Below are 11,971 nucleotides of genomic sequence, written 5' to 3' on the forward strand. Positions count from 1 at the left end.
GCGGTTGGTTCCACATTGTAGAACATTCACCGGATGGCTGCTACCGGCGCAATAAGACACGAGAGCCAGCACGGCGCAAGCATTGCGACAAGCTTTTGCCGAGATGCGACCTCGGTAGAGTTGACAGCCCGGCCGTCATTATCATTACATCCAGCACGACAAGCAGGGGGTCGTTCCATCATGTAGGATGGATGGCATTGCCGGGGAGCAAACGAGTTGCGGGTCTTTGTAGCGTCGCTGGCCACCGAAACGAATACCTTCTCGCCGCTGTTCGTCGATCGCAGCGCCTTCGAGGAAGCGTTCTATTGCCCGCCAGGCACGCATCCGGACACGCCGACGCTCTGCTCGGCGCCGATGGTAGCGGCACGACGCCGGGCCAAGACCGACGGGTTCACGCTGATCGAAGGCACCGCGACCTGGGGCGAGCCGGCAGGACTGATCTCGCAGGGCGCCTATGAGAGCCTGCGCGACGAAATCCTCGACCAGCTCAGGGCGGCGATGCCGGTCGACATCGTGCTCTATGGCCTGCATGGCGCCATGGTGGCGCGCGGCTATGACGACTGCGAGGGGGACCTGCTGGCGCGAACGCGTGAGATCGTCGGGCCGGGCGTGGTGGTGGGCGCCGAGCTCGATATGCACCACCACTTGACGCAGCAGCGGGTCGACAATGCCGACGTGCTGGTGGCGTTCAAGGAGTTTCCGCACACCGATTTCCTGGCGCGCGCCGAGGACTTGGTCGAGCTGTGCCTCCGCACGGCGCGGGGCGAGATCGAGCCGGTGACCGAAGTGTTCGATCTTCGCTCGCTCAGCTCCGCCTTCATGACCAGCCGCGAGCCGGGTCGCAGCTTCGTCGACAAGCTGATGGAGATGGAAGGCAAGGACGGCATCCTCTCGATCTCGGTGACGCACGGCTTCACCCCGGCCGATGTCGCCGATGTCGGTTGCAAGGTATTCGTGGTGGCCGATGGCGAGGCCAACCGCGCCAAGGCGAGGGCGCTGGCGGAGCAGTTGGGGCGCGAGATCCTCGGCTGGCCGCCGGGCGCGGCCGGGCCCTATCACTATAAGCCCGAGGAGGCGATCCAGCAGGCGCTGGCCGAGCCGGGGCAGCCGATCGTCTTTGCCGACCGCTGGGACAGCCCGGGCGGCGGCGTTGCCGGGGATTCCTCGGTGATGATCGATGCGCTCTTGGCGCATCCGGAAATCCCGTCGGCCATCGGCGCGCTGTGGGACCCGATCGCCGTGCAGTTCTGCCGCGCGGCCGGTGTCGGCGCGGCAATCCGGCTGCGCTTTTGCGGCAAGGTGTCGGAGACGTCCGGCCATCCGGTCGATGCCGACGTGGTGGTCAAGGCCGTGTCGGACAACCTCTTGATCCCGTTCGAGCAGAGCTGGGTGTCGCTGGGGCCGGCCGCGGCGATCAGCATCGGCAACGTCGATATCGTCCTCGCCACCGGGCGGTCGCAAACCTTCAGTCCGCCGGCCTTCACCAACCTGGGCATCGACCTCAGCACCAAGAAGGTCGTGGTGGTGAAGTCGTCGAACCACTTCTATGCCGCATTCTCCAAGATCGCGGCGAAGATCCATTATCTCGATACCGGCGGGCCGTTCCCGAGCGATCCCAGGATGATCCCGTACACCAAGCTTCGCCGTCCCATTTATCCGCTGGATCCCCACCCATGGCTCTGATTCCTCGTCTCGACCTCGCCGCCCTCGATCGCCAGCCGCTCGACCCCTTGACCAAGGGGCTGCCGTTCGACGCGCCGGCGCTCACCGTGGGCGAGGTTGGCCAGCAAGGCTGGAACGTGCTGAAGGGCGACATGCCGCTGCCGCTGGCGGTGATCCGGCAGGAGGTGGTGCGCGCCAACAGCCAATGGATGAGCGCCTTTACCGGGGAGAACGACCTGGTGATCGCGCCGCATGGCAAGACCACGATGTCGCCGGCTTTGTTCGACCTGCAGGTGGCCGATGGCGCCTGGGCGATCACCGTCGCCACAGTACAGCAGTTCAGCGTCTGCGTCCGTTTCGGGGTGAAGCGCGTGCTGATCGCCAACCAGCCGGTGGGCGCGCAGGCGATCGATGCCTGCTTCCGCGCGCTGCAGGGCGACGGCTTCGAGCTCTACTGCCTGGCCGACGGGCTGCCGGGGCTGAAGCTGCTGGCGGACGGCGCCAAACGCAACCCGCCGCCCAAGGGCAATCCGCTGCGTGTGCTGGTCGAGATCGGCTTTCTCGGTGGGCGCACCGGGGCGCGGACCCGCGAGCAGGCGATGGAGGTGGCGCGCGTCGTTGCGTCGACGCCGGGCCTGGTGCTGGGCGGGTTCGAGTGCTTCGAAGGCTTGCTGCCGACGCCGGAAGCCGCCGATGGGCTGATCGACGATGTGGCGGCGCTGGCAGTGAGCGCGCTCGCCGAGGGGCTGTTCCGCGATGGCCAGCCGGTGGTGGTGAGCGCCGGCGGTTCGGCGTTCTTCGACCGGGTCGGCACGCGCTTCAACCAGGTGGCGTTCGCCCGCCCGGTGGTGAAGGTGCTCCGCTCGGGCTGCTACCTGACGCATGACTCGATCTCCTATGCCGCAGCCTTCGAGCGCATCATCAACGACACCTCGCTGAAGCTGCCGGAGGGGCGGCTCGAGGCGGCGCTTGAGGTGTGGGCCTATGTGCAGTCGCGCCCCGAGGATGGGCGCACCGTGCTGACCATGGGCAAGCGCGACATCAGCTTCGATGCCGGCATGCCGGTGCCGCTGCGCTGGTTCCGGCCGGGCCGGATGGCGAAGCCCGAGACGATGCCGGCGGGCCATGCCGTGGTGGCGCTCAACGACCAGCACTGCCACATGACCACGCCCACCGACAGCCCGCTCGAGGCCGGCGACATGGTGGCGTTCGGCATCGGGCATCCGTGCACGACATTCGACAAGTGGCAGATGCTGGTGCTGGTCGACGAGGATTACGGCGTAACCGGCGCCCTCAAAACGTTCTTCTGACCGATCAACCAAGGGGTAAGCGATGAGCAAGTCTGGTGGCGACTATATCGTTCTTCCTGTGATGAAGGCCCTGCAGGTGCTGGATTACGTGGCGCGGCAGGGACACGACGTGACGCTCACCGAGACGGTGCAGGAACTGAAGCTCCCCAAGACCACGGTGTTCCGCTACCTGCAGACGCTGTCGGCAGCGCAGTTCCTCGAGCACGACCTGAAGCGCGATCGCTATGGCGTCGGCAGCAAGTTCCGCTCGCTGGCGCGGGTCGACCAGGAGCTGCAGGGGCTGCGCGATATCGCCCAGCCCGAAATGCGGACGCTGATGGAGACCTTCCACGAGACGGTGAACCTTGCCGTGCTGTCGGAGAACGAGGTGGTCTATATCGATATGCTGGAGCCCGGCCGGCCGTTGCGCGCCAATGCGCGGATCGGGCACCGGCATCCGGCGCATTCGACCTCGTTGGGCAAGGCCATGATGGCGTTCCTGCCCGACGCGGATGCGCTGGCGCTCCGCAGCGAGTTGCCGCAGCGGACCATCAACACGCTGACCGATGCCGACAAGCTGCGCCGGCAGGTCGATGACGTGCGGCGCCGCGGCTACGCCATCGAAGTGGGCGAGAACGAGGACGGGCTGATGTGCATCGGCGTGCCGATCCTCGACCGGACCGGCTACCCGGTGGCGGCGATGAGCCTGTCGGCGCCGGAGCGGCGGATGAAGCCGGAGCTCACCATGGTGGCGGCCGATGCGCTGAAGGGCGCGGCGAAGCGGATTTCCACACATCTGTCGGCCCAGCACTGAAGGGTTTCGCGCTGCACCGGTGAGCCTGATTGGGGCTCGGGCTTTGCCCAACCCACCGGATGCCGTGGGTGGGGCGGTCGTGGTGGGTTAGCTGACAGATCCGCCAACCTTCCCTCCAGCCGCTCCTAAGGTCGATACTCTCTGCCGCCGTTGTTCCCCCTGACGAAACCTGGCGTTATTGACAGCATTTTGGGCCGTTAATAGCGTGATGATCTACGGGTGCGCCCTGTGATCGCAATGGCTTAGCGCTCCGTTTCCGAGACTATTTCTGAAGTTCTCCACCTTCGGAGAACCGATATGACTGTTCACCTCGCCAAACCTGCATTTGGCGTGACGGGGTGGCGCTGCCGGAGATTGCCTTGCGTATTGCCGTTATTCACGTCGCCCAGGAAACCAACGACTTCAATCCGGTCTTCACTACGATGGCGGATTACGAGGCGTTCGGCATCTACGAGGGCCCCGAGATCGTCGAGAAGTTGCGCGGGCTCGGCCAGGTCGGCGGTTTCCTCAAGGTGATCGAGGACTGCGGTCTCGACATCGAGATCGTGCCGATCATCCGAGCCTGGGCGGTGGCCGGAGGCCGGATCGACCGTGCCTCCTACGACTATTTTGAGCAGCGGATCCGCGCGGGGCTCAAGGCGGCGCTGGCCGAAGGCCCGATCGATGGGCTGGCGCTGCAGCTGCATGGCGCCTGTGCCGCCGAGGGCATCGACGATGTCGAGGGCGAGCAGGCGGCCTTGTGCCGCGAGGTCCTCGGGCCCGATGTGCCGATCGTGCTGGGGCTCGATCACCACGCCAACGTGACGCAGAAGATGGTCGACAGCGTCGACGCCATTGTCGGGCACCGGACGCAGCCGCATGACACGTTCGACACCGGGGTGATCGGCACCGAGCTCTTGCTGAAGATCATCACCAACAAGCTCAGGCCGACGACAGCCTGGCGAAAGATCCCGCTGGTGTCGCACCAGGAGCAGTTCCTCACCTCGAAAGGGCCGATGAAGGCCTGGTTCGACCGGGCGCGCGCCATGGAAGCCGACCCGCGGGTGTTGCAGGCCTCGAACTACCCGATGCAGCCCTGGCTGGATGTGGCCGAAGGCGGCTGGTCGACCATCGTCGTTACCGACAACGACCAGGCGCTGGCCGAGAAGCTGGCTGACGAGCTGGCCGATCTCTGCTGGTCGCTGCGTGACGAGTTCCAGGTGCGCGAGGCGGTGTCGATCGACGACGCGGTGCGCCTGGCGGATGCCGAGCCCAAAGGCATCGTGGTGCTGTCCGACACCGGCGACACGGTGTTCGGCGGCTCGGCCGGCGACAGCAACCTGATCCTCGAGGCGATGCTGCGGTTGAAGATCCAGAGCAAGGCGCTGGTGCCGCTGATCTCGCCGGGCGCCGCGAAGACGCTGAGCGAAGCCGGCGAGGGCGCCGAGGTGACGCTGCTGCTCGGGGGCGATGCGGCGACGGCCTTCTTCACGCCGCTCGAGGTGACCGGCACCGTCCGCACTGTCGGCGGCGGCGTGATCCACATCACTGACAGCCATCAGAACGAGGTCGATCTCGGCCAGGCGGTGATCTTCGATGTCGGGCCGATCACCATGATGATCACCGAGTTGCGCGGGCTCGCCGGCAACCTGCCGCAGCTCTACGAGGCGATGGGGGTGAACCCGCGCGACTACAAGATCGCGGTGCTGAAGACCGCGTCCAACTTCCAGTATTTCGCGCCGCTGACCTCGCGGGTGATCCGTGCCGACACCCGCGGACCGGGCCAGTCGGACGTGTTGACCCTGCCATGGCAGCGCGTGCCGCGGCCGATGTACCCGCTCGACCCGGTCGAGGACTGGCGCGCGGTGTCGTCGCAGCCGGGACCGCGCCGGCCCGCCTGACCTTGGTTTCTGCCTGTTGCCGTCACGTCTTTGAACTCACAGGGGAGTCGCTTGCATGAAGTACGGATTTCTTAGGCCATTGAAACTGGCGAAGGTCTTGGGGCTGGCGCTATTCGCCGCCGCTGCCCCGCTCAGCACCGCTCTCTTCGCGCCGATCGCGGCCGAGGCGCAGGAGCTGAAGGGCGGCACGCTGCGCGTCGGCCTGCTCGCCGACATGACCAATTACGATCCGCAGCAGTTCTCGACGGTGAACTTCCACCTGATCAAGAACCTCTATGACAGCCTGATCGAGTACACGCCGGAAGGCGAGGCGGTGCCGAGCCTCGCGACGGAGTGGACGATCAATGCCGACAACACCTCGGTGACGCTGAAGCTGCGCGATGACGTGACCTTCGCCTCGGGCGGCAAGTTCAGTTCGGCCGATGTGGTGGCGACGCTGGAGAAAGCGGCCAACCCCGATCTCGGCAAAAACGTCTTCGCTACCATGGCGATCGTCAAGGATTGGGCGGCGCCGGACGCAACGACCATCACCATCAACTTCAAGGCCCCGGTGCCGACCAAGCAGATCACCGACCTCCTGCAGTTCATGATCCCGATTGAAGCAGCCGGGATCGCGACGGTCGAAACCGTGCCGGCCGGTACCGGGGCCTATCTCCTCGCCGATCGCGCCGTCGGGCAGAGCCTGACGATGAAGAAGAACCCCAATTACTGGCGCGAGAACGAGCCGATCCTCGACGAGATCGTCTTCACCATCTTCGCCGACGACGCGGCCGCCAGTGCAGCGCTGGAATCGGGCTCGATCGACATGGTCTATGGCAGCACGGCCCGCAACGCCGTGCGGCTGCAGGACGCGGGCTACCAGGTGGTGCGCGGGCCGGGCTCGCTGGTGCAGGTCTTCCGCATCAACGCTACCCGGGCGCCGTTCACCAACGAGAAGTTCCGCCAGGCCTTCAACTACATCATGGACCGCGAGGGCATGGTGAAGGTGGCCTATGCCGGTCTTGGCACAGTCGTCGCGCTGCCCTGGGCACCGGCCTCGCCGGCGTTCGACGAAAGCTACACGGCCGAGTTCGCCTACAACATGGACAAGGCCAAGGAGCTGTTCGCGGCGTCGGGCCTGTCGGCGGCCGAAATGAGCGACTGGAAGATGCTGGTTTACGGCAATGACGAGCCGGGCGTGGTGGTCAGCCAGATCGTCCAGAGTGCACTGGCGGAAGCCGGTATCAATATCGAGCTCGATGTCCGCCAGGGCGCCGAATACACCGATGCGCTGCTGGGCGGCGACTTCTGGGCGACCTTCGGTGCGGTCGGCAATGCGCAGAAGTTCCCGTCGCGCATGGCGACCAACTCGATCTACCGCACGGCCAAGAATCCGGTGCTGAAGGACCCGCACCCGTTCCCCGACTATGTCGCGGCGATCGACAAGGTGAACACCACCTCCGGCCCGGAGGAGGCGGTGAAGGCCGCCTATGCCGAGCTCAACCGCGTGCTGGTGACGGACTCGTTCGCCGTTCCCACCAACACTGTCGATACCGGACTGATCGTTGCTTCCGACAAGCTCGGCGGCTTCACGCTCGATATCGACAACCTGCTCGTCGCCCGCACGATCGGCTTCAAGTAATGGCTGACGCAGGCGCCGTGCGACCCGACATTGACCCGAACGCTGCTCCGGTCCTGTCGGTCAGGAATCTCCAGGTGGAGTTCACCGGTTCCGGTCGCGCGGTGCCTGTGGTGCGAGGCGTCGATTTCGACGTCTACGCCAATGAAGTGCTCTGCATCGTCGGCGAAAGCGGATCGGGCAAGAGCGTTACCTCCCTCGCGGTCACCGGGCTCTTGCCCGAGACCGCGCGGGTCTCCGGCTCGATCCGGCTCGGCAAGATCGAGGTGATCGGCGCCGAGCCGGAAGCGCTGCGCCAGATGCGTGGGCGCGATGTCGGCTTCATTTTCCAGGACCCCACGACCACCCTCAATCCGGTGCTGCCGGTCGGCCGGCAGATCACCGAGGGGCAGGTGGCGCACGGGCTGCTCGCCAGGGGCGACGCGCAGAAACGCGCGGCCGAGCTGCTGCGCGAAGTGGATATCGCCGATCCCGAAGGGCGGGCCGGGCAATATCCGCATCAGTTCTCCGGCGGCATGCGGCAGCGGGCGGTGATCGCCATGGCGATGGCCGGGCAGCCGAACCTGATCATCGCGGACGAGCCCACCACGGCGCTCGATGTCACCGTGCAGGCACAGGTGCTGGCGGTGCTGGCGCGGCGGCAGGCCCAGACCGGCGCGGCGGTGATCCTCATCACCCACGATCTCGGCGTCGTGGCGGAAGTCGCCGACCGGGTGGCGGTGATGTATGGCGGCCGCATCGTCGAGACCGGGCCGGTGGCCGAACTGTTCCGCTCGCCGCGCCACCCCTACACGCGCGCGCTGCTGCGCTCGATCCCGCGGATCGATACCACCGATGCGCGGCTCGACCCCATTCCCGGCCAACCGCCGACCCCCAGCGCGCTGCCGACCGGCTGCAGCTTCCATCCGCGCTGCGCCCTCGCAGTGGGTCGGGCCCGTTGCAGCGGCGAAGAACCGTCTCTACGAGTAGTGAACGAGCTGCAGCAGGCAGCTTGCCATTATGCGGACGAGATCCCCGTTGCGAGCGTAGTTGCCACGCCGCGCGAGGCGGCCGGCGGAGCCACCCCGCCGGCCAACCCGCTGCTCGAAGTCGACGACCTCAAGGTGCACTTCCCGGTCAGATCCTCGATTCTGCGCCGTACTATCGGTTGGGTCCGGGCGGTGGACGGCGTCAGCCTTGCGGTGCGGCCGGGCGAGACGGTGAGCCTTGTCGGCGAATCCGGTTGCGGCAAGACCACGACCGGGCGCGCCATCATGGGGCTGATCGGGGCGACCGGCGGCGATATCCGCTTCGAGGGGCAGTCGATCGTCGGGCTGGAGCGCGCCCAGATGCGCAAGGCCCGCCGGCAGATGCAGTACATCTTTCAGGACCCCTACGCCTCGCTCAACCCGGTGCTGACGGTCGAGGATATCGTCGCCGAGCCGCTGCGCATTCACGGCATCTACGACGAGATGGGCGGGGCGCCGCGCATCGCTGAGCTGTTCGATATGGTGGGGCTGTCGCGCTCGATGCTGGGGCGCTACCCAAGCGAGTTCTCCGGCGGGCAGAAGCAGCGCATCGGCATTGCCCGGGCATTGGCGCTGAAGCCGCGACTGCTGATCCTCGATGAACCGGTGGCAGCGCTCGACGTGTCGATCCAGGCGCAGGTGATCAACCTGCTGCAGGATCTGCAGAAAGAGTTGGGCCTCGGCTACCTGTTCATCGCCCATAATCTCAGCGTAGTGAGGCACATCTCGGACCGCGTGGCGGTGATGTATCTGGGCCGCATCGTCGAGGAGAGCGGACGGGACGCGCTCTACGACCAACCTGTGCACCCTTACACGCAGAGCCTCCTCTCCGCCGCACCGGTGCCCGATCCGGCGGTGCGCGACAGCCGGCGGCGCATCGTGCTCGAAGGCGAGATCCCCAATCCGGCCAGGCCGCCCAGCGGCTGCACTTTCCATCCGCGCTGCTTCCGCGCCACCGAGCGCTGCCGCAGCGAGGCGCCGGTATTCGGAGCCTATCCAGGGCTCGAAACGCGCACCTCATGCCATCACGCCGGGCCCTTGTCGGCAGGCGCCGAACGGCAGCCGGAGGCGGTGCAATGAAGCTGCTTCGTTCGACCGGCACGGTGCTGCAGCGGCTGATGCGGAGCCCGGGGTCGGCGCTGGCGCTGATGTTTCTTGCGGCGATCACCCTGGCAGCGATCTTCGCGGATTTCCTGCCGCTCAACCCCTATGCGCAAAAGCTGGTCAACGCGCTCAACGGACCGTCGGCGGCCAATTGGTTCGGCACCGACGAGGTGGGCCGGGATATCCTGGCGCGCGTGGTGTTCGGGGCGCGCACCTCGCTGCTCACCGCCGCCGGCGCGGTGGCGATTGCCGCGGTGATCGGAGTGCCGATCGGGCTGGTCGCCGGGTTCTTCGGTGGCTGGCGCGATGCGACGCTGATGCGCTTCGTCGATGTGCTGCTGGCGCTGCCGGCGATCCTCTTCGCCATGGCGATGATCGCGGTGCTGGGGCGCAGCCAGGTGGCGGCTTTGATCGCGGTGGGGATCACCGGCATTCCGAGCTTTGCCCGCATCACCCGGGCGCAGGTGCTGTCGCTCAGGCGGCGTGATTTCGTTACTGCCGTCGAGGCCTTCGGCGGCAGCTCGGCCTACAACATGTTCCGCACCATCCTTCCCAATTCGTGGAGCCCGATCTTCGTCCAGATCGTCGTGCTCTGCTCGGTGGCGATCCTGCTCGAGGCGGCCCTGTCGTTCCTCGGCGTCGGCGTCGCGCCGCCAACGCCGAGCTGGGGCGAGATGCTCAGGACCGGCAAATCCTACCTGCATGAGGCGCCGTATTACGCGGTCCTGCCGGGGATCGTGCTGACGCTGACCATCCTCAGTTTCGACGTCATCGGCCGAGCGCTGGCCGGCATTCTTGAAAACCGCAGCGAGGTCGTCACACCCGCCAAGGTCGGGGGCACGCCATGATCGGCTTCGTGTTGCGGCGCTTCGGGCAGTTGCTGCCGGTGCTGCTCTTGGCCTCGATCGGCATCTGGGCGATGATCTTCGCGGTGCCCGGCGGACCCATCGGCATGCTGGTGGGCGAGAATGCCACGCCCGAGGCGATCGCCGCCGCCGAAAAACAGTTCGGCCTCGATCGGCCGGCGGTGGTGCAATATCTCGACTGGCTGTGGAATGCGCTGCAGGGCAATTTCGGCATGTCGATCCATGGCCGCGAGCCGGTGCTGCATCTGATCGGGCAGCGGCTGCCGGCAACGCTCCACCTCGCGGTGGCGGCGACACTGGTGTCGCTGGTGATCGGCATTCCCGTTGCCATCCTCAGTGCGCTGAAGCCGGGCTCGTGGATCGATCGGGTGCTGAGCGCCTGGAGCGCGCTGGCGCTGGGCGTGCCGACCTTCTGGCTCGGGATATTGTTGATCCTCCTATTCGCGGTGGAGTTGCACTGGCTGCCTTCGGCGTCGGGCTATGTGCCGATCTGGGAAGATCCGTTGCAGGCGCTGCGCAACCTGGCGCTGCCGGCGCTGACGCTCGGGGTCTATGTCTCGGGCATCCTGGCGCGGTTCCTGCGCGCCTCGCTGGTCGGCGAGTTGCGAGCCGACTATGTGCGCACGGCGCGCTCCAAGGGGCTGCCGGAGAGGCAGGTGGTGGGCACCCATATCATGCGCAATGCGCTGCTGCCGTTCGTCACCATCGTCGGGCTGATGATGGCCAACTTCATCGGCGGCGCGGTGGTGACCGAGGCGGTGTTCACCTATCCGGGGCTGGGGCGGTTGCTGATCCAGGCGATCAGCACCCGCGACTACCCACTGATCCAAGGCTGCATCGTGGTGATCCTGGTGCTCTATATCGGCATCAACATGGCCGTCGACGTGCTCTACGCCTATATCGATCCGCGGATCGAATACAGCTGATGACAGACCCGGCACCGCGCAATCCGGCGCAGCTTTTCGACCTCTCGGGCCAAGTGGCGCTGGTCACCGGCGCCTCCAAGGGACTCGGCTGGGCGGTGGCCCAGACGCTGGCTGCGGCCGGGGCCCGCGTGGTGCTGACCGGGCGGCGGGCCGAGTTGCTCGAAGAGCGGCTCGAGCAGATGCTCGGCTGGGGGTTCAGCGCCGAGATCGCGGCCTTCGATGCCGCCGACGGCGATGCGGCGGTCGAGGCGCTCAACGATATGGCGGCCCGACATGGGCGGCTCGACATCCTCTATTCGAACACCGCCGCCGGGGTGCGGAAGCCGTTCGTCGAGCTCGCAGAGGACGAGTGGCAGTCGGTGATCGATGGCAGCCTCACCGCCGGGTGGCGGCTGGCGCGGCATGCGGCGCCACTGATGATCAAGGCCGGCTACGGGCGGATCGTCTTCGTCTCGTCGATCAACGCCACGGTCGCCCGACCGGGGATCAGCGCCTATGTGACGGCCAAAACCGCGCTGCATGGGCTGGTGCGTGGCCTCGCGGTGGAGCTGGCGCCCAACGGCATCACCGTCAATGCGCTGGCGCCGGGCTATTTCCTCACCGATGGCAACGCACCACTGCGTGGCGCGGTGCCGGAGTTCCAGCAGAAGATCGCCGACCGTACCCCGATGGCGCGTTGGGGCGATCCCTCCGAACTCGGTGCGGCTGCCCTCTATCTCGCCTCACGCGCCTCGGGCTACACCACCGGCAGCGTCATTACCGTCGATGGCGGACTCACCGCCGCGATCTGAAGTTTTCAAGGAAA

9 protein-coding genes are annotated in these 11,971 nt (G+C 66.5%); all 9 read left to right on the forward strand.

Annotation, left to right across the window (positions count from 1 at the left end; genetic code table 11):
* Nucleotides 1-216: 216 nt before the first annotated feature.
* The 9 genes from AC1ROK_RS18085 to AC1ROK_RS18125 all read left to right on the forward strand — a co-directional run bounded on the left by AC1ROK_RS18085 (nucleotide 217) and on the right by AC1ROK_RS18125 (nucleotide 11,957).
* Nucleotides 217-1,683, forward strand: coding sequence for a M81 family metallopeptidase (locus AC1ROK_RS18085; RefSeq protein ID WP_492849438.1), 1,467 nt, complete (start codon nucleotides 217-219; stop codon nucleotides 1,681-1,683).
* Nucleotides 1,674-2,972: a type III PLP-dependent enzyme domain-containing protein gene (locus AC1ROK_RS18090; protein WP_492849440.1), complete on the forward strand. Its 1,299-nt coding sequence runs from the start codon at nucleotides 1,674-1,676 to the stop codon at nucleotides 2,970-2,972. Before AC1ROK_RS18085 ends, AC1ROK_RS18090 begins: the two co-directional genes overlap by 10 nt.
* A 22-nt stretch (nucleotides 2,973-2,994) precedes the next feature.
* The gene (locus AC1ROK_RS18095; RefSeq protein WP_492849442.1) at nucleotides 2,995-3,765 is read left to right on the forward strand and encodes an IclR family transcriptional regulator; all 771 of its coding nucleotides are present in this window, start codon (nucleotides 2,995-2,997) and stop codon (nucleotides 3,763-3,765) included.
* 359 nt (nucleotides 3,766-4,124) lie between these two features.
* Nucleotides 4,125-5,645: a M81 family metallopeptidase gene (locus tag AC1ROK_RS18100; protein ID WP_492849444.1), complete on the forward strand. Its 1,521-nt coding sequence runs from the start codon at nucleotides 4,125-4,127 to the stop codon at nucleotides 5,643-5,645.
* A 55-nt stretch (nucleotides 5,646-5,700) separates the two neighbouring features.
* Nucleotides 5,701-7,266: an ABC transporter substrate-binding protein gene (locus AC1ROK_RS18105; protein ID WP_492849446.1), complete on the forward strand. Its 1,566-nt coding sequence runs from the start codon at nucleotides 5,701-5,703 to the stop codon at nucleotides 7,264-7,266.
* Nucleotides 7,266-9,350 (forward strand): ABC transporter ATP-binding protein, encoded by a 2,085-nt coding sequence (locus AC1ROK_RS18110; RefSeq protein ID WP_492849448.1) that lies wholly within the window; start codon nucleotides 7,266-7,268, stop codon nucleotides 9,348-9,350. Before AC1ROK_RS18105 ends, AC1ROK_RS18110 begins: the two co-directional genes overlap by 1 nt.
* Nucleotides 9,347-10,222 (forward strand): ABC transporter permease, encoded by an 876-nt coding sequence (locus AC1ROK_RS18115; protein WP_492849450.1) that lies wholly within the window; start codon nucleotides 9,347-9,349, stop codon nucleotides 10,220-10,222. The genes AC1ROK_RS18110 and AC1ROK_RS18115 overlap by 4 nt, the downstream gene beginning before the upstream one ends.
* Nucleotides 10,219-11,166: an ABC transporter permease gene (locus AC1ROK_RS18120; protein ID WP_492849452.1), complete on the forward strand. Its 948-nt coding sequence runs from the start codon at nucleotides 10,219-10,221 to the stop codon at nucleotides 11,164-11,166. Before AC1ROK_RS18115 ends, AC1ROK_RS18120 begins: the two co-directional genes overlap by 4 nt.
* Entirely contained in the window at nucleotides 11,166-11,957 is a 792-nt protein-coding gene (locus tag AC1ROK_RS18125; protein ID WP_492849454.1) for an SDR family NAD(P)-dependent oxidoreductase, read from the forward strand. The genes AC1ROK_RS18120 and AC1ROK_RS18125 overlap by 1 nt, the downstream gene beginning before the upstream one ends.
* Nucleotides 11,958-11,971 lie beyond the last annotated feature (14 nt).

It is taken from the genome of Devosia sp. GW821-FHT12F11 (genome assembly GCF_058806655.1).